Here is a 25,466-nt window from a genome sequence, read left to right as displayed (position 1 = left end):
TCTTAACCTGAGGTCAAGGGTCTTCCCCGGATCCACTTCCCTCGGTTGCATCAGCGCAAGGTGGTCGCTCGCATGGCGAACAACTTCATCGGCCGTGACATGGCCGTCGATCTCGGCACGGCCAACACCCTGGTCTACGTGCGCGGCAAGGGCGTCATGCTCGACGAACCCTCGGTCGTCGCGATGCGCGAGGACACCGGCGAGGTCGTCGCCGTCGGTCACGAGGCCAAGCGCATGATCGGGCGTACGCCGGACGCGATCACCGCGATCCGTCCGTTGAAGGATGGCGTCATCGCCGACTTCGACGCGGCCGAGCAGATGCTGCGCCACTTCATCCACCAGGTGCACCGCCGGCGCTCGCTCGGCAAGCCGCGCCTGGTCGTGTGCGTGCCCTCCTCGATCACCACCGTCGAGCACCGTGCCGTGAAGGAGGCCGGCTACCAGGCCGGCGCCCGCCGGGTCTTCCTCGTCGAGGAGCCCATGGCGGCCGCGATCGGCGCGAACCTGCCGGTGCACCAGGCCACCGGCAACATGGTCTGCGACATCGGCGGGGGCACGACGGAGGTCGCCGTGATCTCGCTCGGCGGTGTCGTCACCTCCATGTCAGTCCGCTACGCCGGTGACAAGCTCGACCAGTCGCTGATCGCGTGGATGAAGAAGGAGCACGGTCTGCTCCTCGGTGACCGCACCGCCGAGGAGGTCAAGATGACCCTCGGCAGCGCGTTCCCCCTGCGGGAGGAGCCCGAGGCCGAGGTGCGCGGACGCGACCTCGTCTCCGGCCTGCCGAAGACGGTCATCGTCTCCTCCGCCGAGGTCCGTCGTGCGCTCGAGGAGCCGCTGCACGCCATCATCGACGCCGTCCGGGCGACGCTCGACCAGACCCCGCCGGAGCTGGCCGGCGACATCATGGACCGCGGCATCGTCCTCACCGGCGGCGGCGCCCTGCTGCGCGGCCTCGACGAGCGCCTGCGCCACGAGACCGGCATGCCGGTCCACGTCGCCGACGACCCGCTGAGCTCGGTCGCCCTCGGCGTGGGCAAGTGCGTCGAGGAGTTCGAGGCCCTGCAGCAGGTCCTGGTCTCGGAGCGCCGATGAGCCCGCGCGGCCGTCGCCCCGGCCGTCCCCGACGCACCGCGGTCGACCGCAAGCGGGGCGGTGCCGTCGAGACGCCGTCCCGTCGCCCGGCGATCGTCGCCGCGGCCCTGCTGGCAGCCGGCTTCGGCGTCGTGACGCTCGACGCGCGCGCCGAGGGTGACTCGCCCCTGGACCCGGCTCGTGACGTGCTGGCCGACGTGGTGGCTCCCGCCCAGGAGGCCGTGGCCGCCGGCGTACGTCCCCTGGCCTCGCTGGCCGACGGGTTCTCCTCGCGCACCGCGCTGCAGGACGAGATTCGCGCGCTGCAGGCCGAGAACGCCGAGCTGCGCGGGGCGCTGGTCGCGACCGACGTCGACGCCAAGCGCGTCGCGGAGGTCGACGCCCTGTTGGCCACCTCCGGGTCCACGGGCTACGACGTGGTCGGCGCCCGCGTGGTCGCCATGGGTGGAGCGCAGTCCTTCAACCAGACCGTGACGATCGACACGGGCCGCAGCTCCGGCGTACGCCCCGACCAGACGGTCATCGCCGACGAGGGGCTCGTGGGGCGCGTCGTCAGCGCCGGCCGGTCCACCGCCGTCGTCGTGCTCGCGGTCGACCGCGGTGCGGTCGTCGGTGCGCGTCTCGGCAGCAACCGCGAGATCGGCTACCTGCGCGGGTCCGGCGACATGGGGGCCGAGGGGCGGCTGTCGCTCGACTTCGTCGACGACGCCGTACGTCCCGCCCGCGGCGACGTCGTGGTCACCTGGGGCTCGCGCGGCGGCGCCCCGTACGTGGGCGACATCCCGATCGGCCTGGTCACCGACGTCGTCAGCACCCCGCGCCAGCTGTCCCAGCACGCCGCCATCAAGCCGTTCGTCGACTTCTCCTCGCTCGACGTGGTGGGTGTCGTGGTGCCCGAGGGCACCGCCGGCGACCGCCCCGTGATCGGTGCAGCGCAGGACGACGACCCCACCGGGAGCGACCAGTGACCCCGTTCCGAGCCGTCGTCGGTGCCCTCCTGGTCACCGGCGCCGTCCTCCTCCAGCTCGGCCTCGCCCCGGTCGCCTCCGTGCGCGGCATCGTGCCCGACCTCGCGCTGCTGGTGGTCGTGGCGGCGGCGCTCACCCGCAGCCCCGTGTACGCCACCTCGCTCGCCTTCGGGGCCGGTCTGCTGCTCGACCTCGTCCCGCCGGCCGACCACGTGGCGGGCCGCTGGACGATCGCGTTCGTCGTCGTCGCCTTCCTCGTGAGCCGCGTACGCCACGACGCCGCCTCCTCGGCGCTGCTGGCGCTCGCGACCGTCGCGGCCTCGGCGTTCACCGCCACCTCGCTCTTCGCGCTGTCTGGCCTGCTGCTGGGTGACCCGGCGGTGCCGGTCTCCGCAGCACTGTCGGTGCTGCCGACCGCGATCGTGCTCGACGTGCTGATCGCCCCCTTCATCCTGCCTCCGGTGATGGCGTTGCTGTCCTACGAGCGCGCCGAGACGCCCAGCACCTGGACCGCCGGGCGACCGCAGGAGTCCGTGAGGCTGGTCTCGTGAGTCCTCGACCCACGCTCGGTGTCCCGCGCGCCAGCCAGGACGAGCGGTCGCGCCTGCGGCTGGTCGTCGTGCAGGCGACCGTGCTGGCGCTGTTCATCACCCTGTTCGGGCGGCTCTGGTACCTCCAGGTGCTCGACGGGGAGTCCTACCAGGCCGCCGCCGCCGACCAGTCGGTCCGTGAGGTCGTGGTGCAGCCGTCCCGTGGTCTCATCGTCGACGACATGGGTCGGCCGCTGGTGGCCAACCGCACCAGCTGGGACGTCACCGTCGACCGCACCCTGCTCGCCCGCCTGGAGGAGCCCGAGCAGGAGCAGCTGCTCCGCCGGGTCGCCCGGGTGACGAGGACGCCGTACAAGAAGGTGCTCGCCCGCACGGTCCTGTGCGGCGAGCCGGACGCCGAGGTCGGTCTGTGCTGGAACGGCTCACCGTTCCAGCCGGTCGTGGTCGCGCGCGACGTCGGCCAGGCCACCGCGGTCCGCGTCTCCGAGCGCCGCGAGGAGTTCCCCGCCGTGCTGGCGGAGTCCCGCAGCGAGCGCGCGTACCCCGCACCGTTCGGCATCAACGCCGCCCACGTGCTCGGCTACCTCAGCCCGGTCACGCCCGAGGAGCTCGACGAGGCCCGGGAGGACGAGGACACCTCGATCAACGGCGGCTCGATGGTCGGTCGTGCCGGCCTCGAGCGGGAGTACGACCGGTGGCTGCGAGGCCAGCCCGGCTACCAGCGCGTCGCCGTGGACTCGCTGGGACGCGTCCTCGGCGGTCAGGGCGAGGTCCGTTCTACGCCTGGCGACACCCTGGTCACCTCGATCGACGCCAAGGTGCAGGCGACCGTCGAGCGCGAGCTCGCCGAGACGATCCGCACCGCCCGCGCCACCGTCGACACCGTGACCGGCCGTCCGTACGAGGCCGACCAGGGCGCCGCCATCGTCATGGAGGTCGACACGGGGCGCATGGTCGCGATGGCCAGCCAGCCGACGTACGACCCCGAGGTCTGGGTCGGCGGCATCAGCCAGAAGAACCTCGACCGGCTCTACTCCGAGGCCGCCGACACCCCGCTGCTCTCCCGCGTCACGCAGGGCCAGTTCGCGCCCGGCTCGACGTGGAAGCCGATGATGAGCGTGGGTGCGCTGACCAACGGCTACTCGACCGACTCGCTGCTCGACTGCTCCTCGGCGGTGCGCGTGGGCAACCGGGACTTCAAGAACTACGAGTCCGGCGCGTACGGCTACATCAGCTTCGCGAAGGCTCTCGAGGTCTCGTGCAACACGTTCTTCTACCGCATCGGCCTGGACTACTGGAACAAGTTCGGCTCCGACGAGACCGACGTCGACGCCCGCGACCCGCTGGTCGAGGAGGCGCTGGACTTCGGCTTCGGCTCCGAGACCGGCATCGACCTCCCCGGGGAGGCCGCGGGCCGCATCGCCGACCGCCAGTGGAAGCAGGAGTACTACGAGGCGATGAAGGGCTACTACTGCCGTGTCGCCAAGAAGCCCGGCTCGGACTTCCTGCACGTGTTCGCCCGGGAGTTCTGCGTCGAGGGCAACCACTACCGCGCCGGCGACGCCGTGAACTTCTCCATCGGCCAGGGCGACACCGTGGTGACCCCGCTGCAGCTGGCTCGGGCGTACGCGGCGATCGCCAACGGCGGCACCCTGTACGAGCCCCGCGTGGCCAAGGCCGTCATCGACCCCGAGGGTGAGCTGGTGCGCCGCATCCCGCCGACGGTGCAGGGCAAGGTCGAGGCGCCCAAGGCGATCTGGGACTACATCGACTCCGCGCTGCAGGGCGTCTCACGCACCGGCACGATGTCGTGGCGTCTGGGCGGGTTCCCGCTCGACGAGGTCACGATCCGCTCGAAGACGGGCTCCGCGGAGGTCTACGGCAAGCAGTCGACCTCGTGGGTGGCCTCCTACAGTGAGGACTACGTCGTGCTGATGATGGTCAGCCAGGGCGGCACCGGCTCGGGCACCTCCGGCCCGTCGATCCGCCGCATCTGGGAGGCCCTGTACGGCATCGAGGGGGAGACCGTGGACCCGGTCCAGGCGCTCATCCCGGGCACGACGCCGCCTCGTCGACTGCCGTCCTTCGCCGACGACGGCTCGATCCTGCCGCCGGTGAAGCGTGAGGCTCGCCGTCCCCGGTCTTCGACGGCCGACGACGCGACCGCTGCCTCCGCCGCGGAGGTGTCGCCGTGAGCACCGCCGTCACGTCCCGGCGTACGCCGACCGCGGTGCGGCAGCCGCGTACGCGCGTCGGACCGCGCGTGGGCGGTGTCGACGTCGTCCTGCTCCTGGCCACGGCCGCCCTCCTGGTGCTGGGCACCCTGCTGGTGTGGTCGGCCACGGGCGACGACGGCGAGGCCTACCTGCAGCGGCACCTCGTCAACATCGCCGTCGGGCTCGTGCTCGGCACCGTGGTGGTGGCGACCGACTACCGGTGGCTGAAGATCCTCACACCGCTGGTCTACCTCGGCTCGGTGGTCGGACTCCTGCTCGTGCTCGTCATGGGCTCGACCATCAACGGCTCACGGTCCTGGCTGCTCATCGGCGGCCTGTCGCTGCAGCCGGCCGAGTTCGCCAAGCTCGCCGTGGTGGTGACCATGGCCCTGCTCGTGGCCGAGCGCACCGGGCTCCGCAGCGCGCGCACGAGGGCTCTGCGCTCGCGCGACGTCGTCGTGCTGCTCGGTGTGGCGGCCGTGCCGGCACTGCTGATCCTGGGTCAGCCGGACCTCGGCACGGTGCTCGTGCTGACCGCGACCGTCTTCGGCACGCTCGCGGTCGCCGGGGCCTCACGACGCTGGATGCTCATGCTCGTCGGAGGCGGCATCGCAGCGGCCGTGGTCGCGGTGCAGCTCGGGGTGCTCAAGGCGTACCAGGTCAACCGGTTCCTGGCCTACACCGACACCAGCCTCGACCCGCGGGGCGCGGGCTACAACGTGGTGCAGGCCCGCATCGCGATCGGCAACGGCGGCGTCTTCGGGCAGGGGCTCGGGCAGGGGTCGCAGACCCACGCCGGCTTCGTGCCCGAGCAGCACACCGACTTCATCTTCACCGTCGCCGGTGAGGAGCTCGGCCTCATCGGGGCGGGCGCGATCATCGCGCTGGTCGGGATCGTGGTGTGGCGGGCGCTCGTGATCGCCTCCCGGGCGACCGACCTCTTCGGTCGGGTGGCCGCCGGTGGCATCGCCTGCTGGATCGCCTTCCAGGGCTTCCAGAACATCGGCATGTGCCTGGGCATCATGCCGGTGACCGGTGTGCCGCTGCCCCTGGTCTCCCACGGCGGGTCGGCCCTCTTCGCGACACTCGCGGCGATCGGTGTCCTGCAGAACATCGCGCTGCGGTCGGCGGAGGCGGGCGACCGGTACGGCGCAGGCCTCGGCCGCAGCTCCGCCGGGGCGGTCGGCCTGCTCGTGCCGACGCGCTGACCCCTGACCTCGACCGGTGCCCGTCACTGTCGCGCACCCCGCGGCGATCCTGCCGCTGCGGCGTCTGGGCCTGCCGACGGCGGCGCTCGCGGCGGGCGCGATGGCGCCGGACGTGCCGCTGCTGACCGGGGGCCGATCCCGTACGCGTCGACGCACTCGGTCACCGGTGTGCTCGTGCTGGCGCCCCTGATCGCGGGGGTGCTGGTCGCGGCGTGGATCGGGGTGGTCCGTGACGCCCTGGTCGACATGGCGCCGGACGGCGTACGCGAGCGACTGGACCCTCGCTCCGGGCTGTCCGCGCTGCAGATCGCCCTGGTCCTGCCGGCAGCGGCGCTGGGTGCGGCGACGCACGTCATGTGGGACAGCTTCACCCACGAGGGCCGGTGGGGCGTGGAGCTCCTCCCGTTCCTCGACGGCACGTACGGACCGCTGCCCGGCTACCGCTGGGCGCAGTACGCCTCCGGTGCCGTCGGCTCCCTCGTTCTCGTTGTCGCCGCCGCCGTGTGGCTGCGCGGACGGCCGCGCCGCCCCCGACCACGGCGAGTGCCCGTGCTCGGCGACCGCGCGCTGATGGCCGGTGGCGGTGGGGTCGTGCTCGCCGTCGTCGTCTCGGCGATCAGCGACGTCACCGACGGCTTCCACGCCGTCGCCTACGGGGCTGCGATCACCACGATGGCCGCCTCAGCCGTCGTCGTGCTCTCGCTCTCACTGGCGTGGCAGGGGTTCGTACGCCGTGCGCCCGCAGGGTCGGAACAGAAGCCGACCTAGCATCAGGGCATGCGCACGATCGGTCTGCTCGGCGGGATGAGCTGGGAGTCCAGCGCGCTCTACTACCGCCTGATCAACGAGGCGGTGCGCGAGCGACGCGGTGGGCTCCACTCGGCGCGGATCGTGCTGGACTCCGTCGACTTCGCGGACGTCGAACGCCTGCAGCGCGAGGATCGATGGGACGAGGCCGGGGACCTCCTCGCGGGCCGCGCCCGAGCGCTCGTCGCCGCCGGCGCCGAGGTGCTCGTGCTCTGCACGAACACGATGCACCGGGTCGCCGAGTCGATCGAGGCGGCGGTGGAGGTGCCGTTCGTGCACCTGGCCGACGTCACGGCCCGCGCCGTCTCGGACGACGGTCTGTCGACCGTCGGGCTGCTCGGCACGGCGTTTACGATGGAGCAGCCGTTCTACCGTGACCGGCTCGCTGCCCACGGGCTCACCGTGCTCGTCCCCGACGAGGTGGACCGGGGGGAGGTGCACCGGGTCATCTACGACGAGCTCGTTCGTGGCGAGGTTCGAGAGCAGTCGCGGGACACGTACGTCGCTGTGGTCGAGCGTCTCGTGGCGAGAGGTGCGCAGGGTGTCGTGCTCGGTTGCACCGAGATCGAGCTGCTCCTGGGTCCGGACGACGTCGACGTGCCCACGTACGCCACGACCCGGCTGCATGCCGAGGCCGCAGTGCGGTGGGCCCTGGACGGCTGACCGGTCGACGGTTCGCCTGCCCGCCCGAGCGCACGTACCCTTGGCACCTGCCGCACGCTGCGTCCCACGCCCGGTCGACGCGCGTCAGGCCCCCGATCTCGCACCCGATCCTCCGGAGGCTCACGGATGACCATCGCGCCCGACCGTCCCACCCCGGTCCACCGACCCGGCGACTCCGTCTTCGCTTCTCTCGAGGCTCTCCTGCCGCACGTGCAGAAGCCGATCCAGTACGTCGGCGGCGAGCTCAACGCGGTCACGAAGTCGTGGTGCGATGCGTCGGGCGCCGAGCGGGTGCGGTGGGCGCTGATGTATCCCGACGCGTACGAGGTGGGGCTGCCCAACCAGGGCGTCCAGATCCTGTACGAGGTGCTCAACGAGCGCGACTGGATCCTGGCCGAGCGCACCTACTCGGTGTGGCGCGACCTCGAGGACCGCATGCGCGAGGCCGCCGTCCCGCAATTCACCGTGGACTCCCACCGCGCGGTCGGCGACTTCGACCTGCTGGGCATCAGCTTCTCCACCGAGCTGGGCTACACCAACATGCTCACCGCGCTGGACCTCGCTGGCATCCCGCTGCACGCTCGCGACCGCACCGACGAGCCGCTCGTCATCGCCGGAGGCCACGCGGCCTTCAACCCCGAGCCCGTCGCCGACTTCCTCGACGCCGCCGTGGTGGGCGACGGGGAGGAGGTCGTGCTGCACATCAGCGACGTCGTCCGCGAGTGGAAGGAGCAGGGTCGGCCCGGCTCCGAGGACGGCTCACTCACGCCGCGCCAGGAGCTGCTGCGCCGGCTCACGGTGTCCGGGTCGGTGTACGTGCCGGCCTTCCACGAGGTGACGTACGCCGAGGACGGCACGATTGCCTCGGTGACTCCCACGGTGCCGGGCGTGCCCGAGCGCATCCGCAAGCACACGCTGATGGACCTCGACGCCTGGCCGTACCCGGCGAACCCGCTGGTGCCGCTGGCCGAGACCGTGCACGAGCGCTACTCCGTCGAGATCTTCCGTGGCTGCACCCGTGGATGCCGTTTCTGCCAGGCGGGCATGATCACGCGCCCGGTGCGCGAGCGGTCGATCGACACCATCGGCAGGATGGTCGACAACGGCATCAAGAAGACCGGCTTCGAGGAGGTCGGACTGCTCTCGTTGAGCTCCGCCGACCACACCGAGATCGGCGACGTCGCCACGGGGCTGGCCGACCGCTACGAGGGCTCCAACGTCTCGCTGTCGCTGCCCTCGACCCGGGTCGACGCCTTCAACATCACGCTGGCCAACGAGTTCTCCCGCAACGGGCGCCGCTCCGGCCTGACCTTCGCCCCCGAGGGCGGCAGCGAGCGGATGCGCAAGGTCATCAACAAGGCGGTGACCGAGGAGGACCTGATCCGTACGGTCGCCGCGGCGTACTCCCACGGCTGGCGGCAGGTGAAGCTGTACTTCATGTGCGGTCTCCCCACCGAGCGCGACGAGGACGTGCTCGGCATCGCCGACCTCGCCAAGAAGGTCATCAAGACCGGCCGCGAGGTCTCCGGACGCAACGACATCCGCTGCACCGTGTCCATCGGCGGCTTCGTGCCGAAGCCCCACACCCCGTTCCAGTGGGCGGCCCAGCTCGACCACGAGACCACCGACGAGCGGCTCACGGCCCTGCGGGAGTCGGTGCGCAGCGACAAGAAGTACGGCCGTGCCATCGGCTTCCGCTACCACGACGGCAAGCCCGGCATCGTCGAGGGACTGCTCTCACGCGGGGATCGCCGGGTCGGCGCCGTCATCGAGCAGGTGTGGCGCGACGGCGGTCGCTTCGACGGTTGGAGCGAGCACTTCTCCTACGACCGCTGGATGTCCGCGGCCGAGGTCGGTCTGGCCGGCACCGGCGTCGACGTCGCCTGGTACACGACTCGCGAGCGCAGCCTGGAGGAGGTCCTGCCCTGGGACCACCTCGACTCCGGCCTCGACAAGGACTGGCTCTGGGACGACTGGGAGCAGGCCCTCGATGCCGCCGAGAACCCCGACGCCGTCGAGGACGTCGAGGACTGCCGCTGGACCCCCTGCTACGACTGCGGCGTCTGCCCCGAGATGGGCACCGACATCCAGATCGGTCCGACGGGTCAGAAGCTGCTGCCGTTGTCCGTCGTCTGACGGTCTGCCGCTCGGTCTCGCAGCCGCTCAGCGGCTCGCTGCTCGACCATCGGCTGACGGCAGCTCGTCCTCGATGAACTCCGGCTTCGCGACGGTCAGGCCGATGATCAGCTGGGGCACCAGCAGGACCGTCATCACCAGCAGCGGCAGGGTCCACCCCCCGCTGGCGTCGCGCATCGCGCCGACGGCGAAGGGGCCGAGCGCGGCCATCGCGTAGCCCGCCGACTGCGTGAACCCCGACAGGGCCGCCGTGCCCTCCGACGTACGCGCCCGCATCCCGATCAGCACGAGGATCAGCGGGAACGCCGCGAGGCTGACACCGGTCAGCACCGCCCAGGCGTACGGCACCGTCGTCGGCGCGAACGTGAGCCCGAGGTAGGCGACGGGACCGCACGCCATGATGCCGACGATGAGCAGGCGCTGGTCGTCCAGCCGTGCGGCGACCGAGGGGACGATGAAGCTCACCGGGATGCCCAGCCCCGTGATCACACCGAGCAGGAGGCCGGCCTCGCCCGCGGAGAACCCGGCGTCGCGGTAGACCTCGGCGAACCACCCGAACACGCTGTAGGCCTGGAAGGACTGCAGCGCGAAGAACAACGCCATGCGCCGCCCGAGGGAGGTGCGGGCCGCGTCCGCCACCGAGATGGCCGATCCCTCCTCGCGCGGGACGACCTCGCGACGTACGAGACCGAGCCACGGCATCGCCGCGACCGCGGCGAGGATCGCCCAGGACCCCAGGGCCGTACGCCATCCGCCCGCCGACTCGTCGCCGAGGACGCCGGCGAGGTTCTCGCCGAGGGGCACGGTGGCCACGCTCGCGGCCGTGAGACCGATCGCCAGGGCGGTGGAGTAGACGGCGGTGAGGGTCCCGATGCGGTCGGGGAAGTGGACCTTCACCAGGGACGGCACCAGGATGTTCGCCGCCGCCGCGCCCGAGAGCGCCAGCAGGCTCAGCACGAGGAAGGCGACCTGACCGCTGACCAGGCTGCGTCCGACCAGACCGAGCGTGGTGAGGACGAGGCTGAGCAGCATCGTGCGGTGCAGCCCGAGCACGCGTGCGGCGCGCGGCGCCCCCAGTCCGAGCACGGCGAACGCCACCACCGGCAGCGTGGTGAGTACACCCGCGACCAGCGGTGAGATGCCCAGACCGTCACGGATCTCGGTCAGCACCGGACCGACGGAGACCGCGGCGGGTCGCAGGTTCAGGCTGACGGCGACGATCGCGACGACGAGCAGCACGGCGTACGCGCGGGAGCGCTCGGCCGGCCCGGGGGAGGCGCGCCGGCCCGCGGTCGCATCTGTGGTCACCGCCATACCCTGCCCGGTCGAGTGGGCCGGCGCACGGCGGGGGGCCGTATCGTCCGGACGGTGCGTGAACAGCCTCCCCAGCAGCCGCCGCCGGTGCAGAAGGTCCGGCTGCGCTACACCAAGACCGGTCGACTCCGCTTCTCCAGCCACCGCGACTTCTCGCGCGCCTTCGAGCGGGCGCTGAAGCGCGCTGCGGTGCCCATGGCCTACTCCTCCGGGTTCCACCCCCATCCGCGCATCTCCTACGCCAATGCCGCGCCGACGGGTGCTGCGTCGGAGGCGGAGTACGTCGAGATCGGGCTGGCCACCGAGGTCGACCCCGAACAGGTGCGTGCCGCTGTCGACGAGGCGCTGCCGCCGGGCCTGGACATCGTGGAGGCGGCCGTGAGCCCCGGCGGGTCGCTGGCCGATCTGCTGCAGGCCTCGGAGTGGCACGTCACCCTGGGCGGCGTCGAGCCCACGGCCCTCGACGGGGCCGTCGCGGCTCTCCTGGCCGCACCCGAGGTGCTGGTCGAGCGCATGACGAAGCGCGGGTTGCGCGAGTTCGACGTCCGCGAGGCCGTGCTCGCCCTCGACGTCGTGCAGCCGCTCACCATCGGTGTGGGGCTCCGACACGGCACCCCGGCCGTACGCCCCGACGACGTGGTGAAAGGGCTGGTCAGGTGCGGCATGCCCGAACCGGCGACCGTGAGGCCGCACCGTCTGCGCCAGGGTCCGCTGAGCGACCAGGGAACCATCGGCGACCCACTCGCCCCCTCGGAGGCCTGAGCCGCGACGAGGCGACGTCGCGAGTCCGGCGTCCTCGGCCGTCGGCGTGACCTGTGCGATACTGGCCCCGATCCTGACCGCCGCCCGGCGGCGGCCGGGATGCGTCGACGACGGGGCGCGCACCCGCGCGACACGTCCGACGGGCGGGCACTGACCGCGACGTGGGTCCACCGGTGACAGGGGTGGACCGCTGACCGCGGTGAGGCACCGTTCGCGGAGGTGCCACGACGTCGCCGCAGCCGCCGGCAGCACCAGCTGCGCGCGGCCCACCACAGGCTTGAGTCGGCCCCACCGGGCACGGCGACACGACACGGACCCGAGGACGCCGGGCACCTCGGGCAGGAGAGCACATGCTCGAGGACCAGCAGAACGAAGCCGGCAACGACGAAGGGGCCGCCGGTCCGGGCGGGAGTGGCGAGTCCGCCCCCGCCGTCAAGAAGACGACCCGACGGCGGCGTACGACGAAGGCCGCCGCGCCGGAGCCCCCCGCGCTGCCGGAGACGGCCGTCGAGGAGCCCGCCACCGAGGCCACCGCCGCCCCGGCGGACTCCTCGGTGCCGGACGCGGCCCCCGAGGCGCCCGAGGCCACCGACGAGGCTCCGGCCACGACCACCCGTACGACGACCCGCCGCCGTGCCGCCCGCAAGTCCGCCGCACCTGCTCCGGCCTCGGTCCTGAGCGCCGGGGACGACGCCGGGGACGACGCCGGGGGCCGCGAGGACGGCGAGGAGTCCACCGAGCCGGTCACCACCGCCGCCAGCTCCGCGGTCGGTACCACGACGACCTCATCGCGTACGCGGGGCAGCGGTGGCAGCCGCCGCCGCACCTCGGCGGCCGCCGAGTCCAACCCGTCCAGCGGGTCCGCCGGCATCGAGGGGGCCGAGCAGCCGGTCGAAGCCGCCGCCGAGGCCGAGGAGGCAGCGACCACGGAGGCCGCCGCCCTCGTGGCGGAGGACGCCGAGACGCCGGAGACCACCGAGACGCCGGAAGCCACCGAGGAGCGACCGGCCGAGCAGCCCACGGCCGTGACGACGACGCGTACGACCACGCGCACCCGTCGGTCGCGAGGAGCCTCGTCCACGGGCGTCGTCTTCCAGGCGCCCGACACGGCCCAGGCGACGACCGCAGCCGCGGCCGGTGTGTCTGCTCCGTCGGCTGGTGGCGAAGCCGGCCCCGCCGAAGTCGAGGAGGCCGACGAGGTCGACGAGAGCGCTGGGTCCGGGACCCGCGAGGTCGCGCAGACCGGGGCGGACCAGGCCGAGGACTCCAAGGACTCCAAGGACTCCAAGGACTCCAAGGACTCGACGGACACGGGCGACACGACTGAGACCGACGACGACTCCGACGAGGACAAGCCGGCTCGCCGTCGCCGTCGCCGCGGCGGCCGTCGTCGGCGCCGTGGTCGCGGCGGCTCGAGCGGCTCGAGCGGCGAGGGCGGCGAGGGCGGCGACACGGACGACGAGTCCGCCGGATCCGGTGACGACGGCTCCGCCCGGGACGAGTCGTCCCGCACGTCCGAGCGGTCCGACGCCGACGGCGAGACCCCGGGCGAGGACACCGGCAGCAAGTCCGGCAACAAGTCGAGTGGCAAGTCGGGCAACAAGTCGGGTGGCAGGACGAGTGGCAAGGGCGCGGACGAGACCGCCGCGGGTACGAGCGACACGGACACCCCGACCGACGCAGCGAACGACTCCACGAACGACTCCACGAGCGACGGGGACGACGGGGACGACGACAAGCAGCGTTCCGGTTCGGGTTCCGGATCGCGCCGTCGTCGGCGCCGTCGCCGCTCGGGGGACTCGGGCTCGTCGGGCGACGGGTCCTCCGACGACCCGGAGAACACCGTCACGCGCGTCCGCAAGGGCCGCTCGCCCGAGGACGAGATCACCTCGCTGTCGGGCTCGACACGGCTCGAGGCGAAGAAGCAGCGCCGCCGTGAGGGCCGCGAGGCGGGGCGGCGCAAGGCGCCGATCGTGTCCGAGGCCGAGTTCCTGGCACGGCGCGAGTCCGTCGACCGCACGATGGTCGTACGCCAGGGCGAGGACCTCACCCAGATCGCGGTGCTCGAGGACAAGGTGCTCGTGGAGCACTACGTCGCGCGCAAGTCGCAGACCTCGATGATCGGCAACGTCTACCTCGGCAAGGTGCAGAACGTGCTGCCCTCCATGGAGGCCGCGTTCATCGACATCGGCAAGGGCCGCAACGCCGTCCTGTACGCCGGCGAGGTCAACTGGCAGGCCGTGGGCGCGAAGGAGGGCCAGCCCCGCAAGATCGAGCAGGTGCTGAAGTCCGGCCAGTCCGTGCTGGTGCAGGTCTCCAAGGATCCCGTCGGCCAGAAGGGCGCCCGGCTGACCGGGCAGATCAGCCTGCCCGGCCGGTTCCTGGTGTACGTGCCCGACGGCACCACCTCGGGCATCTCGCGCAAGCTGCCCGACACCGAGCGTGCCCGACTGAAGTCACTGCTCAAGCAGATCGTGCCCAGCAGCGCCGGGGTGATCGTGCGTACCGCCGCCGAGGGTGCCAGCGAGGACGAGCTGACCCGCGACGTCGAGCGTCTGAAGACGCAGTGGGAGTCCATCGAGAAGAAGGTGGCGAAGGGCACCGCCCCGCAGCTGCTCCACGGCGAGCCCGACCTGACGCTGAAGGTCGTCCGCGACGTCTTCACCGAGGACTTCGGCACGCTGGTCGTGTCCGGGGACGAGGCCTGGGAGACGGTGCACGACTACGTCTCCACCATGGCTCCCGACCTCGTCGAGCGTCTCGAGCACCACCAGGACGCCGACGCCGACGTCTTCGCTCGGCACCGCATCGACGAGCAGCTCGCGAAGGCGCTGGACCACAAGGTCTGGCTGCCCTCGGGCGGGTCGCTGATCATCGACCGCACCGAGGCGATGACCGTGGTGGACGTCAACACCGGCAAGTTCACCGGATCGGGCGGCAACCTGGAGGAGACGGTCACCAAGAACAACCTCGAGGCGGCCGAGGAGCTCGTCCGTCAGCTGCGACTGCGTGACATCGGCGGCATCATCGTCGTGGACTTCATCGACATGGTGCTGCAGAACAACCGCGACCTGGTGCTGCGCCGTCTCATCGAGTGCCTCGGCCGGGACCGTACGCGTCACCAGGTCGCCGAGGTGACCTCCCTCGGACTCGTCCAGATGACCCGCAAGCGCATCGGCACAGGCCTGCTCGAGGCCTTCAGCGAGACCTGTCCGCACTGCAAGGGTCGCGGCCACACCGTCGCCGCCGAGCCCGTCGAGCCCGCCCCCGCGGCGGACGACCAGCGACGCGGCCGTGGACGCGCGTCCAAGAGCCGCGGCTCCGGAGGGAGCGACGGCTCGGGTGGCTCGCCACAGGGCGGCTCGGGTGGCTCGACGCAGAAGGGGGAGGACCCCGCCCCCGCGCGTCAGGGGCCCGACCCGGCGATGCTCGCGGCGATGGCGCGCCACGACAAGCCCGCTGAGACGCCGAACGGGGCGTCGACGACGGAGGACGGCTTCGGTGAGACCCCCGCCGTGGACCCGGTCACCGAGAAGGGGACCGAGCCCGAGCCGGTCGCGGACGCGCCTCAGGCCGAGACGTCGGACCCCGCGCCCGAGCAGGTGCCGACCGCCAAGCGCACCCGCTCGAGCAGCACGCGGCGTACGGGGGCGCGCAAGGCCGCGGCTGCGCCGTCGCCGGCGCAGCAGCCCGAGTCCGCCGGCGAGCCGACGGTGGCCGCCGGCGCCGCGGAGGCGACGAGCCCCGACGCCACGAGCGCCACGAGCGCCACGAGCGCCGCCCCGACCACGACCACGTCGACGACCCGGCGCGGGAGTCGGCGTCGTGCGGCCTCCTCCACGGCCCAGGCCGAGACCACCGCGCCGTCCGTCGCGCCCCACGAGACGGCTTCGACCGGGGATCCCGAGGCCCCGCAGCCGGCTGAGCCGGCCGACCGCGACGGCGACCCGGCACAGGACGCCTGAGGGACGCGAGCCCGGGCTCGGCCGCCGTTTTGCGCCGGGCCCGGGGCTCCGCGTACTATCGACGCTTGGTGCGCCTGCCGCGCGGCCTCTCGACCGACGCGGCGTCACTGAGCGCCCCTGAGACATCTCCGGCCGCCCCTCGTGGTCGTGCCGTGAGCCCCAGCAATCCATGAAGTTCGACGAAGGAGACCGCGGTGTACGCGATCGTCAAGAGCGGAAGCCTGCAGCAGAGGGTCGCCGTCGGTGACGTCATCGAGATCGACAAGATCTCGACCGAGGTCGGCGGGTCCGTGACTCTTCCCGTGGTCATGCTCGTCGACGGCGAGACGGTCACCACGGGCGAGAAGGTCGGCGCGGCGAGCGTCACCGTCGAGGTGCTCGGCGCGACCAAGGGTCCCAAGATCGTGATCCAGCGCTACAAGAACAAGACGGGCTACAAGCGCCGTCAGGGTCACCGCCAGCACTACACGCAGGTCAAGGTCACCGACATCTCGGCCTGAGACCCGGCGCGTACGCACCGGGCCTCTCCCTGGCCACCAGCTCACGAAGACACGACAGGGGACATCCTCATGGCACACAAGAAGGGCGCCGCGTCCACCAAGAACGGCCGCGACTCCAACGCCCAGCGCCTCGGTGTGAAGCGCTTCGGCGGCCAGGCCGTCAACGCGGGCGAGATCATCATCCGCCAGCGTGGCACGCACTGGCACCCCGGCGCGAACGTCGGCCGCGGTGGCGACGACACGCTGTTCGCCCTGAGCGCCGGCGCGGTCGAGTTCGGCACCAAGCGCGGACGCCGCGTCGTCAACATCGTCCCGGGCGAGTGACCGCGGGACGTCGCTGAATCAGCCTGACGCTTCCACGAGGGGCGTCCCCGGGATGAACCCCGGGGACGCCCCTCGTCCCGTTCACGAGCACCCACCAGAGCAGGAGACCCCATGGCGCTGCCGACCTTCGTCGACCAGGTCACCCTCGACATCGCCGCAGGACGCGGGGGCAACGGCGTCGCCTCGGTCCACCGCGAGAAGTTCAAGCCCCTCGGGGGCCCCGACGGCGGCAACGGCGGTCCCGGCGGCTCGGTGGTCCTGCGCGTGGACTCCTCGGTGACCACGCTCGTCGACTACCACCACCAGCCGCGCCGACGTGCCGGCCACGGAGGCCACGGAGCCGGCGGTCACCGCAACGGGCACCACGGCGAGGACCTGGTGCTGCCCGTGCCGGACGGCACCGTCGTCACCGAGGGCGGCACGGTGCTGGCCGACCTCGTCGGCGAGGGCACCGAGATGGTCATCGCCGCCGGAGGCCGCGGGGGGCTGGGCAACGCCGCCCTCGCCTCCTCCAAGCGCAAGGCGCCGGGGTTCGCGCTGCTGGGGGAGCCCGGCGAGGAGCGCCAGGTGGTGCTCGAGCTCAAGGTCGTCGCCGACATCGGGCTGGTCGGGTTCCCCAGCGCCGGCAAGTCCAGCCTCATCGCCGCGCTGTCGCGGGCCCGACCGAAGATCGCGGACTATCCCTTCACCACGCTGGTGCCGAACCTCGGTGTGGTCGTCGCCGGCGATGTCACCTTCACCGTCGCCGACGTCCCGGGTCTCATCGAGGGCGCCAGCGACGGCAAGGGACTGGGGCACGACTTCCTGCGCCACGTCGAGCGTTGCGCAGCGATCGTCCATGTGGTCGACACCGCCTCGCTGGAGTCCGACCGCGACCCCGTGCGCGACCTGGAGGTCATCGAGCGGGAGCTCGCCCGCTACGGCGGGCTCGAGGACCGACCGCGCCTCGTGGTCCTGAACAAGGTCGACCTGCCCGACGGGTCCGACCTCGCCGACATCGTGGAGGCCGACGTACGCGCCCTCGGGCACCCGGTGCTCCGCGTCAGCGCGCTCACCGGGGAGGGCCTGCGGCCGTTGTCCTTCGCCATGGCCGAGATCGTCGCGGCGGCCCGGGCGGCAGAGCCGGCCGCGGAGCCGACCCGCATCGTGATCCGCCCCTCGGTGGCGGGATCCGGCGCGGACTTCACGATCAAGCAGACCGGTGAGGGCTGGCGCGTACGCGGGGACAAGCCCGAGCGCTGGGTGCGCCAGACGGACTTCAGCAATGACGAGGCGGTCGGCTTCCTCGCCGACCGGCTCAACCGCCTCGGGGTCGAGGAGCGGCTGGTGAAGCTCGGCGCGGTCGAGGGCGACGCCGTCCTCATCGGGCACCCCGACAACGCCGTCGTCTTCGACTTCAAGCCCGGCATGGATGCCGGTGAGCAGAACCTCGGTCGCCGTGGTGAGGACTCCCGCTTCTCCGAGCAGCGTCCCGCCGCCGTCCGACGTCGCGCGATCGACGAGGCGTTCGCCGGACGCGAGCCGCACGAGGCCCGTGCCGACATCGCACTGAGGCTCGCGGAGCAGGGAATCGTGCTCGACGCCGCCGAGGAGGCGGACTACCTCCGGGGCGACGCCGGACGCGCGGACTGGGAGTCGGCGTGGGACGAGGACGACCCCGGGGTCGACCCCGAGCAGGGCGACGACGAGCAGGGCGACGACGAGCAGGGCGACGACGAGCAGGGCGACGACGAGGTCGAGGTGACCTGGGCGAGCGACCTCGAGCCGAGGTCGTGAGCGGCTCCGACGCCGGGCAGGAGCGCCCCGAGGTCGCGACCGCGGCCCGGGTGGTCGTCAAGGTCGGCTCCTCGTCGCTGACCTCGGTCGACGGCGGACTCGACGACACCCGGCTGGCCGCGCTCGTCGACGCGGTCGCGGGCGTCCGCGCGCGCGCCGCGGAGGTCGTGCTCGTCTCCTCCGGCGCCATCGCCGCCGGTCTGGCACCGCTGGGACTGAAGCGGCGCCCGCGCGATCTCGCCACCCAGCAGGCTGCAGCGGCGGTCGGCCAGGGTCTGCTCGTCCGCCGCTGGACCGAGGAGCTGGCACGCCACGGACTCACCGCCGGGCAGGTGCTCCTCACCGCCGACGACGTCACACGCCGCGGGCACTACCGCAACGCGCACCGCACGTTCGCGAGGCTCCTGGAGCTCGGCGTCGTCCCCGTCGTCAACGAGAACGACACGGTCGCCACGGGGGAGATCCGCTTCGGTGACAACGACCGCCTCGCCGCGCTCGTGGCCCATCTGGTGCACGCCGACCTGCTGGTCCTCCTCAGCGACGTGGACGGTCTCTACGACGGACCACCGACGGCGCCGGGCAGCCGCCTGGTCCCGGTGGTCGCTCACGGCTCGGACCTCGCCGGCATCGACGTCGGCTCCGTCGGCGGGGCGGGGGTCGGCACGGGCGGCATGCGTACGAAGCTGCAGGCCGCCCGCATCGCCACCGGTGCGGGGATCCCCGTCGTGCTGGCCGCCGCCGCGCACGCCGCGGAGGCGCTCGGGGCCCGCGAGACCGGCACGCTCTTCCGGGTGACCGGGAGACGTCGTCCCACGCGCTTGCTCTGGCTGGCCCACGCCACCGAGCCGATGGGGCAGCTGCACCTCGACGCCGGAGCCGTACGCGCGGTCGTGCAGGGACGCGCCTCGCTGCTGCCGGTCGGGGTCGTCCGCCGTGAGGGCACCTTCAGTGCGGGGGACCCCGTCGACCTCGTCGACCCCGCAGGCCGTGCGGTCGCCCGGGGTCTGGTCAGCTACGACGCCGACGAGGTCGACGACGTCGCCGGGCGCACGACCGCGGCGCTGACCCGGATGCGGGGTCCGGCGTACGAGCGCGAGCTGGTGCACCGCGACGACCTCGTGCTCCTCGACGACGCGGCAGCAGTCGAGCAGACGCCCGGATCAGACAGCTGAGCGGCCAGAGGTCCGGACATTGCAGACCGCGGTCCTCCGGCCCGGGTCGAACGTCCCGAACGACGCATTCGCGGTGGGGCGAACCCGGACGGCACGGGGCGAACCGGGCGGACGTCACCAACGGCACGTTGCGTCGATCGACACCGCCGCGGCGGCTGCGCTCCTAGTGTCGTGCCATGCTCCCGACGACGCCGGTTCGGCCTCGTGCCCACCGTCGCCCCCGCTCCGTCTCCCGGGAAGGTCTCACCCTCGTGGACAGTGATGAACGCCTCTGGCACATCACCGTCGTCGTCGGCGGTCCCGCCCGACCCCAGGCAGACGTCTCCGAGGCGCTGAGCAGGCTCGCCACGCTCAGACCCTTCATGCACTCGCTGCGGCACGACGCCGACCGTGCCGAGGTGAGGTTCTGGGAGGAGGCTCCGACGGCGCTGGACGCCGCGTCCCTCGCCATGCGCGTGTGGGGCGAGTTCCGTGGCGCCATCGGCCTCGCCGACTGGGAGATGACGGGCTTCGAGATCGCCCGGCGCTCCCAGCACCTTCGTCGCGACGACGGCTGGCAGCACGAGGTCGAGGTGGGGATCAGCCCGTTCGGCTGACCCGGCCCGGCACACCTATCCTCGGCCGTATGCACCCGACAGGCAGCGACGACGTCCCCGGCGGAGCGACCGAGGCGGTGCGGCACGCGGCGCTGGCGGCCCGGGAGGCCTCGTACGCCCTCGCCACGGCCACGCGCGAGCGCAAGGACGCCGGGCTGCACGCCATGGCCGACGCCGTCGAGGGCCCGCACCTCGAGGCGATCCTCGAGGCCAACGCCGACGACGTCGCGCGCGCCGAGAGCGGAGCGAGTGCCCATCTCGTCGACAGGTTGCGGCTCGACACCGCCCGGGTGCAGGGCCTGGCGACGGGGCTGCGCGACCTCGCGGGACTGCCCGATCCGGTGGGCCAGGTCGTCCGAGGGTCGACGCTCGCGAACGGGCTCGAGCTGCGTCAGGTGCGGGTCCCGTTCGGAGTCGTCGGGATGATCTACGAGGCGCGACCCAACGTCACCGCCGACGCGGCCGGCATCTGCCTGAAGTCGGGCAACGCGGTGCTGCTGCGCGGCTCGGGCACCGCTGCCTCCTCCAACCGCGCCATCACCACGGCTCTGCGCGAGGGCCTGGTCGCAGCCGATCTCCCGCCCGCGGCGGTGCAGCTGCTCGACGCCGCTGACCGCGCGAGCGCCCGCGCGCTGATGCAGGCCCGCGGCCTGGTGGACCTGCTGGTCCCGCGCGGCGGTGCAGGTCTGATCCGCTCGGTCGTGGAGGAGTCCACGGTGCCCGTCATCGAGACCGGTGTCGGCAACTGCCACGTCTACGTCGACGCCGAGGTCGACGCCGACCAGGCGGTCGCGGTCGTGCTGAACTCCAAGACGCACCGCACCTCGGTCTGCAACTCCGCCGAGACGCTGCTGGTGCACGCCGACCATGTGGCCGGCGGGCTGGCAGCCCGGCTGGTGGCAGCGCTGCAGGACGCCGGCGTCACCGTGCACGGCGATCCGACGACCGCCTCCCTGCCGGGGCTCCCCGCCCAGGTCGTCCCCGCGAGCGCCGAGGACTGGGACGCCGAGTACCTCGGGATGCACATGGCCGTGGCCGTCGTCGCGGACCTCGAGGCGGCGCTGGCCCACGTACGCCGCCACTCCTCGGCCCACACCGAGGCGATCTGCACCACCTCCCAGGCGGCGGCGCGGCGGTTCGTCGCAGGGGTGGACTCCGCCGCCGTGCTGGTCAACGCCTCGACGCGCTTCACCGATGGGGGCGAGTTCGGGTTCGGCGCCGAGATCGGCATCTCCACCCAGAAGCTGCACGCCCGCGGCCCGATGGGGCTGCCGGAGATGACGACGACGAAGTACGTGCTCACCGGCGACGGCCACGTGCGCTAGGACGACACCCGGCCGGGGTGCCGCGACGGGGTGTGTCGCGCCTGCCAGACTGGGCCGACCCGTCTGCCCGAGAGAGAACCGACCAGCTGCCCCAGCCGACCGGAGGAGGTCCGGTGATCTCGACCGCCATCGTGCTCGCGCTGGGTTCGGCGCTCGCGTACGCGGTCGGCAACTCCATGCAGCACCAGGCCGCCGGCCGTGTGGAGCGGGGTCGCTCGGCCACCGGACTGTGGCGTGGCTTCGTGAGCTCCCCTCTGTGGCTGTTCGGCACCGTGGTCGGCCTCGTCGCGCTGTTGCTGCACGCCCTGGCACTCGGTCTCGGTGAGATCGCCCGGGTCCAGCCCTTCATGATCCTGGGGGTCGCGCTGGCGGTGCCGATCCGCGCGATGCTCTCGCGCCGCGCGCCCACCGGTGTCGAGCTCGGCACGGTCGGCGTCGCCGTGGTCGGTCTGATCCTCGTGCTGTTGGCGGTCGAGCCGGTGGCCGACCGTCCGCTGTCGACCGCCGCCGGGGTGATCGTCATGGGCGTCGGAGCGCTGCTGCTGGTCGTGCTCGGCGCCTCGGCGTGGCGGCTGATGCCGCCGGCCTCACGGTTCGGCTTCGTCCTCGCACTCGGTGCCGGTGTCGGGTTCGGCGTCAACGCCGCGCTCATGAAGGCCCTCTCGGAGGACCCGCCGGGATGGGTCGCGTGGATCGGCGACCCCGTCGCCTGGGCGTTCGTGGTCATGGGCGTCCTCGCCTTCGGGCTGAACCAGTCGGCGTACCACTTCGCTCCGCTGGCCGTGACGCTGCCCGTGCTCAACGTCGTGGCCGTCCTCGAGGCGATCGTGCTCGGCATGGTGTTCTTCGACGAGGTGCCGGCCTACGGACCCCTCAACCTGCTCGGTTCTGCCGTCGGTCTGCTGCTGATGGTGCTCTCCCTGCGCCTGGCCGCGCTCGTCACGCACGACGAGGACACCGCGACGCAGCCGGCGCGGGCAGCCGTCCGCGTACGACGGTAGGATGAGGCCATGCTGACCTCGTTCCTCGCCGCGTACGTCCTGCCGGTCCTGCACGTCGTCCGGGCCTCGGAGGCCGGTGGCGAGGAGGGCGGCTTCTACTGGACGGCCGTCTTCATCGGTGTCGCGGTCCTCGTGCTGTTCGTCGGCATGGTGGCGGCCGTCCTGGCGATCGGTCGCGGCAAAGGCTCCCTCTGAGCATCCGGAGCTCCGCGGTGGGCACGCCCTCGCGTGACCGGCGCCGCGTCGGGGTCATGGGTGGCACCTTCGACCCCATCCACCACGGTCACCTGGTGGCCGCCAGCGAGGTGCAGGGCTGGTTCGGGCTCGACGAGGTCGTGTTCGTCCCCACCGGCCAGCCCTGGCAGAAGGTGGACCGTGAGGTCTCGCCCGCCGAGGACAGATACCTGATGACCGTCGTGGCCACCGCGGCGAACCCGCGCTTCACCGTCAGCCGCGTCGACATCGACCGCGAAGGACCGACGTACACGGTCGACACGTTGCGCGACCTGCGTGCCGTCATGCCCGAGGCGGACCTGTACTTCATCACCGGCGCCGACGCTCTCGCCTCGATCTTCACCTGGCGCGACCACGACGAGCTCTTCGAGCTCGCGCACTTCGTGGGGTGCACGCGCCCCGGGTACGAGCTCGACGACGCGTCGCTGGACGGCGTGCCGTCGGACCGGTTGACGCTCGTGGAGATCCCGGCGCTCGCGATCTCCTCGACCGACTGTCGGCGTCGACGTGAGCAGGGACAGCCCGTGTGGTATCTCGTGCCCGACGGCGTGGTGCAGTACATCTCGAAGTACGGCCTGTACGACAGCGACGCCGACCCCGTCGTCGAGACCCCCGCCGCCGTCTCGACCCACCTCCCGACCCCCGAGGACACCTGAGTGACAGCCACCGACCGTGCCGTCGAGCTCGTGCACACCGCCGCGCGTGCCGCCTCCGACAAGCTCGCCCACCAGATCGTCGCCTTCGACGTCTCCGAGCAGCTCTACATCACCGATGCGTTCCTGGTCTGCTCCGCGCCGAACGACCGGCAGGTGAAGTCGATCGTCGACGCCGTCGAGGAGGCACTGCGGGGCGCCGGGGCCAAGCCCGTGCGCCGCGAGGGCGAGCGCGAGGGGCGGTGGGTCCTGCTGGACTACACCGACATCGTCGTGCACGTGCAGCACGAGGAGGAGCGGTCCTTCTACGCGCTCGAGCGGCTGTGGCGCGACTGCCCGTTGCTCGACCTCCCTGCCGAGGTGACCTCGGGCCGCGAGGGGCCCGCACCCACGACGGACTCGACCGCCGGGTGAGCGAGCCGCGGCGACTCGTGCTGCTGCGCCACGGTCGCACCGCCTGGAACGCCGAACGACGGGCGCAGGGGCACTCCGACGTGGCCCTCGACGAGGTCGGGCGGGCGCAGGCCGAGGCGACCGGGCCCGTGCTGGGGGCCATGCGACCGGACGTGGTGTGGTCCTCCGACCTCTCCCGGGCCCTGGAGACCGGCAGCGCCGTCGCCCGCGCCGCCGCGGTCACGCTCACCGTGGACGAGAGACTCCGCGAGCGTTCGCTCGGCGTGCTGGAGGGCCTGACGTACGACGAGCTCGCCGCGCAGCGTCCCGACGACCTCGCGGCCTGGGAGGCCGGGGGGCGTTCCTGGGCCGCTCTGCCGGGCGCCGAGACCGACGCCGACCTCGCCGCGCGGTACTGCGCCGCCGTCGCCGACGTGGTCGGCGACCTGACGCCCGGCGGGCTGGCCGTGGTGGCGGCCCACGGGGCCTGCACGAAGGTCGGTCTCGGTGTGCTCACCGGGCTCGGGGAGTCCTTCGCACGCGAGGCCGGTGTGCTGGACAACTGCGGCTGGGTGGAGCTCCTCGAGCGGACCGACCGACCGCGCAGCTCGGCGGTCGAGAGCGCTGAGGCCGCGGTGGCGGGCGAGGCCGGTCGATGGCGTCTGATGGCCTACAACCGCAGCGTCGCGAGCATCGCGGACCTGCTCTGAGCCGTCACGGGCGGTGAGGCGTACGCCACGTCCACCCCACCGCCCCCTGGGTTCGCATCGTGGTCACGCGTTCGTTACTCTTCATCAGGTTGCTCACCGGCTCGCCGGCGAGTGACCAGCCAGGGGCTGTGGCGCAGTTGGTAGCGCACTTGCATGGCATGCAAGGGGTCAGGGGTTCGAATCCCCTCAGCTCCACCCTTCCTCACCCACCGCTCGGGCCGGTGGACGACAGCAGTCGTCGCAGCAGCGCACGTTCGACCGGTGCGACCGTGGCACGGTCCCGGTCGTTGCGCTGCAGCTCGGCGAGGTAGAAGCGCTGCACGTCCGCCCCCGGCTCCACGCCGAGCTCGTCGCGGACGCGGTCGCGGAAATCGGCGTACACCCGGAACGCCTCACAGGTGGCACCCGCCGCGGTCATGGCGCGCATGAGTGCCAGGGCGTTCGCGTCGCACAGGGGCTCCTCCTGCAGGGCCCGGCGGCCCAGCCACACCGCGAGGTCGCCGTCGCCGAGGCTGAGTGCGCCGGCGCAGGCGCGTCGCATCGCGGTGGACATCATGCTGGCCAGATCGGCTCGGGCCTCCTCGGCGTACGCGGAGAAGGGGCTGCTCGCGAGCAACGTGGCCGAGGGGGGCGGAGCGATCGCCGCCACTCGCAGGCACGCCCGCGGCGGGGTCAGGTCCAGTGATCCGGCGAGCACCTCGCGTGCCACGGCGACGTCGACGGGGACCCCGGGATCCAGCACGTAGCCGCCGGCGACGGTGACGATCGCCGAGGTCCAGCCCGCCTCCGACATCAGACGACGGAGCCGGCAGACGTGGCTCTCCAGCGATCCCGCGAACGACGGTGGTGGGTCTCCGTCCCACAGGTTCTCGGCGAGGCGCGCCTTGTCGACGGGGATGCCCGGCGTCAGCGCCAGCAGCTCGAGCAGCTGCCGCGACTTGACGCTGGGGAAGCCGACGATGGTGCTGGTCCCGCTGTCGACCCGGGTGAGTCCGAACAGCCTGATGCGTCCCAAAGCGTCCCCCTTGCCAGCAGGTACGGCGTCCCGGGACAAGACTGCGCCTCGCCGTGTTCGGCCACATCCCCCAGCGAGAGGG

General features: G+C 72.4%; 24 protein-coding genes and 1 tRNA gene. 23 read left to right on the top strand and 2 right to left on the bottom strand.

Annotated features, from left to right (window positions below; translation table 11 throughout):
- The first annotated feature begins 72 nt into the window (after positions 1-72).
- The 9 genes from KLP28_03845 (at position 73) to KLP28_03805 (ending at position 9,644) form a co-directional block, all read left to right on the top strand.
- Positions 73-1,095: a rod shape-determining protein gene (locus KLP28_03845; protein ID QWC85886.1), complete on the top strand. Its 1,023-nt coding sequence runs from the start codon at positions 73-75 to the stop codon at positions 1,093-1,095.
- Positions 1,092-2,063 (top strand): rod shape-determining protein MreC, encoded by a 972-nt coding sequence (locus KLP28_03840; GenBank protein ID QWC85885.1) that lies wholly within the window; start codon positions 1,092-1,094, stop codon positions 2,061-2,063. The genes KLP28_03845 and KLP28_03840 overlap by 4 nt, the downstream gene beginning before the upstream one ends.
- A complete protein-coding gene (gene mreD / locus KLP28_03835) occupies positions 2,060-2,614 on the top strand; it encodes a rod shape-determining protein MreD (GenBank protein ID QWC85884.1) in 555 nt (184 codons plus the stop codon). Before KLP28_03840 ends, mreD begins: the two co-directional genes overlap by 4 nt.
- A complete protein-coding gene (mrdA, locus tag KLP28_03830; GenBank protein QWC85883.1) occupies positions 2,611-4,809 on the top strand; it encodes a penicillin-binding protein 2 in 2,199 nt (732 codons plus the stop codon). The genes mreD and mrdA overlap by 4 nt, the downstream gene beginning before the upstream one ends.
- Before the next feature lie 35 nt (positions 4,810-4,844).
- Positions 4,845-6,038: a rod shape-determining protein RodA gene (rodA, locus tag KLP28_03825; protein QWC86784.1), complete on the top strand. Its 1,194-nt coding sequence runs from the start codon at positions 4,845-4,847 to the stop codon at positions 6,036-6,038.
- A gap of 16 nt (positions 6,039-6,054) precedes the next feature.
- Positions 6,055-6,228, top strand: a complete 174-nt coding sequence (locus KLP28_03820) for a DUF4184 family protein (GenBank protein ID QWC85882.1) — start codon at positions 6,055-6,057, stop codon at positions 6,226-6,228.
- Positions 6,213-6,806: a DUF4184 family protein gene (locus KLP28_03815; GenBank protein QWC85881.1), complete on the top strand. Its 594-nt coding sequence runs from the start codon at positions 6,213-6,215 to the stop codon at positions 6,804-6,806. Before KLP28_03820 ends, KLP28_03815 begins: the two co-directional genes overlap by 16 nt.
- 9 nt (positions 6,807-6,815) lie before the next feature.
- A complete protein-coding gene (locus KLP28_03810) occupies positions 6,816-7,508 on the top strand; it encodes an aspartate/glutamate racemase family protein (GenBank protein ID QWC85880.1) in 693 nt (230 codons plus the stop codon).
- Between the two features lie 126 nt (positions 7,509-7,634).
- Positions 7,635-9,644, top strand: coding sequence for a TIGR03960 family B12-binding radical SAM protein (locus KLP28_03805; GenBank protein QWC85879.1), 2,010 nt, complete (start codon positions 7,635-7,637; stop codon positions 9,642-9,644).
- Positions 9,645-9,671: 27 nt separating this feature from the next.
- Here the strand turns inward: KLP28_03805 and KLP28_03800 are convergent, their stop codons facing one another.
- Positions 9,672-10,958, bottom strand: a complete 1,287-nt coding sequence (locus KLP28_03800) for an MFS transporter (GenBank protein ID QWC85878.1) — start codon at positions 10,956-10,958, stop codon at positions 9,672-9,674.
- 54 nt (positions 10,959-11,012) lie between these two features.
- Between KLP28_03800 and KLP28_03795 the strand changes: the two genes are divergently transcribed.
- The 14 genes from KLP28_03795 (at position 11,013) to KLP28_03730 (ending at position 24,564) form a co-directional block, all read left to right on the top strand.
- Positions 11,013-11,720, top strand: a complete 708-nt coding sequence (locus KLP28_03795; protein ID QWC85877.1) for a TIGR03936 family radical SAM-associated protein — start codon at positions 11,013-11,015, stop codon at positions 11,718-11,720.
- Positions 11,721-12,070: 350 nt separating this feature from the next.
- Positions 12,071-15,685, top strand: coding sequence for an Rne/Rng family ribonuclease (locus tag KLP28_03790; protein QWC85876.1), 3,615 nt, complete (start codon positions 12,071-12,073; stop codon positions 15,683-15,685).
- A 194-nt stretch (positions 15,686-15,879) separates the two neighbouring features.
- Entirely contained in the window at positions 15,880-16,185 is a 306-nt protein-coding gene (gene rplU, locus KLP28_03785; GenBank protein QWC85875.1) for a 50S ribosomal protein L21, read from the top strand.
- A 69-nt stretch (positions 16,186-16,254) separates the two neighbouring features.
- Positions 16,255-16,509 (top strand): 50S ribosomal protein L27, encoded by a 255-nt coding sequence (gene rpmA / locus KLP28_03780; GenBank protein ID QWC85874.1) that lies wholly within the window; start codon positions 16,255-16,257, stop codon positions 16,507-16,509.
- 111 nt (positions 16,510-16,620) lie between these two features.
- Positions 16,621-18,285 carry a GTPase ObgE gene (obgE, locus tag KLP28_03775; protein ID QWC85873.1) on the top strand — a complete coding sequence of 555 codons (1,665 nt, stop codon included), beginning with the start codon at positions 16,621-16,623 and terminating at the stop codon, positions 18,283-18,285.
- Positions 18,282-19,457 carry a glutamate 5-kinase gene (locus KLP28_03770; GenBank protein ID QWC85872.1) on the top strand — a complete coding sequence of 392 codons (1,176 nt, stop codon included), beginning with the start codon at positions 18,282-18,284 and terminating at the stop codon, positions 19,455-19,457. The genes obgE and KLP28_03770 overlap by 4 nt, the downstream gene beginning before the upstream one ends.
- Positions 19,458-19,708: 251 nt before the next feature.
- Positions 19,709-20,053 (top strand): hypothetical protein, encoded by a 345-nt coding sequence (locus KLP28_03765; GenBank protein ID QWC85871.1) that lies wholly within the window; start codon positions 19,709-19,711, stop codon positions 20,051-20,053.
- Positions 20,054-20,082: 29 nt separating this feature from the next.
- Positions 20,083-21,378, top strand: a complete 1,296-nt coding sequence (locus tag KLP28_03760; protein QWC85870.1) for a glutamate-5-semialdehyde dehydrogenase — start codon at positions 20,083-20,085, stop codon at positions 21,376-21,378.
- Positions 21,379-21,491: 113 nt separating this feature from the next.
- On the top strand, positions 21,492-22,379 hold the full coding sequence (locus tag KLP28_03755; protein QWC85869.1) for a DMT family transporter: 888 nt from the start codon (positions 21,492-21,494) through the stop codon (positions 22,377-22,379).
- A 9-nt stretch (positions 22,380-22,388) separates the two neighbouring features.
- Positions 22,389-22,574, top strand: coding sequence for a hypothetical protein (locus KLP28_03750; GenBank protein QWC85868.1), 186 nt, complete (start codon positions 22,389-22,391; stop codon positions 22,572-22,574).
- Positions 22,575-22,630: 56 nt separating this feature from the next.
- Positions 22,631-23,269: a nicotinate-nucleotide adenylyltransferase gene (gene nadD / locus KLP28_03745; protein ID QWC86783.1), complete on the top strand. Its 639-nt coding sequence runs from the start codon at positions 22,631-22,633 to the stop codon at positions 23,267-23,269.
- Positions 23,270-23,680, top strand: coding sequence for a ribosome silencing factor (gene rsfS / locus KLP28_03740; GenBank protein QWC85867.1), 411 nt, complete (start codon positions 23,270-23,272; stop codon positions 23,678-23,680).
- On the top strand, positions 23,677-24,369 hold the full coding sequence (locus KLP28_03735; protein ID QWC85866.1) for a histidine phosphatase family protein: 693 nt from the start codon (positions 23,677-23,679) through the stop codon (positions 24,367-24,369). The genes rsfS and KLP28_03735 overlap by 4 nt, the downstream gene beginning before the upstream one ends.
- A 122-nt stretch (positions 24,370-24,491) precedes the next feature.
- Positions 24,492-24,564: transfer RNA gene (locus KLP28_03730), tRNA-Ala, on the top strand.
- Positions 24,565-24,571: 7 nt separating this feature from the next.
- On the opposite strand, the gene KLP28_03725 is transcribed toward KLP28_03730, so the two are convergent.
- On the bottom strand, positions 24,572-25,384 hold the full coding sequence (locus KLP28_03725; GenBank protein QWC85865.1) for a winged helix-turn-helix domain-containing protein: 813 nt from the start codon (positions 25,382-25,384) through the stop codon (positions 24,572-24,574).
- Positions 25,385-25,466 lie beyond the last annotated feature (82 nt).

The sequence above is a fragment of the Nocardioidaceae bacterium genome (genome assembly GCA_018672315.1).
GTDB lineage: Bacteria > Actinomycetota > Actinomycetes > Propionibacteriales > Nocardioidaceae > TYQ2.
Note: the sequence above shows the minus strand (reverse complement) of the source record. Positions and strands in the feature narration are given on the sequence as shown.

Excerpts from the sequence above, each read along its gene's own strand:
- KLP28_03790 (QWC85876.1), top strand. The coding sequence starts at position 12,071 with ATGCTCGAGGACCAGCAGAACGAAGCCGGCAACGACGAAGGGGCCGCC.
- KLP28_03800 (QWC85878.1), bottom strand. The coding sequence starts at position 10,958 with ATGGCGGTGACCACAGATGCGACCGCGGGCCGGCGCGCCTCCCCCGGG.
- KLP28_03805 (QWC85879.1), top strand. The coding sequence starts at position 7,635 with ATGACCATCGCGCCCGACCGTCCCACCCCGGTCCACCGACCCGGCGAC.
- nadD (QWC86783.1), top strand. The coding sequence starts at position 22,631 with ATGGGTGGCACCTTCGACCCCATCCACCACGGTCACCTGGTGGCCGCC.
- KLP28_03845 (QWC85886.1), top strand. The coding sequence starts at position 73 with ATGGCGAACAACTTCATCGGCCGTGACATGGCCGTCGATCTCGGCACG.
- rpmA (QWC85874.1), top strand. The coding sequence starts at position 16,255 with ATGGCACACAAGAAGGGCGCCGCGTCCACCAAGAACGGCCGCGACTCC.
- KLP28_03760 (QWC85870.1), top strand. The coding sequence starts at position 20,083 with ATGCACCCGACAGGCAGCGACGACGTCCCCGGCGGAGCGACCGAGGCG.
- KLP28_03750 (QWC85868.1), top strand. The coding sequence starts at position 22,389 with ATGCTGACCTCGTTCCTCGCCGCGTACGTCCTGCCGGTCCTGCACGTC.
- obgE (QWC85873.1), top strand. The coding sequence starts at position 16,621 with ATGGCGCTGCCGACCTTCGTCGACCAGGTCACCCTCGACATCGCCGCA.
- KLP28_03810 (QWC85880.1), top strand. The coding sequence starts at position 6,816 with ATGCGCACGATCGGTCTGCTCGGCGGGATGAGCTGGGAGTCCAGCGCG.
- KLP28_03840 (QWC85885.1), top strand. The coding sequence starts at position 1,092 with ATGAGCCCGCGCGGCCGTCGCCCCGGCCGTCCCCGACGCACCGCGGTC.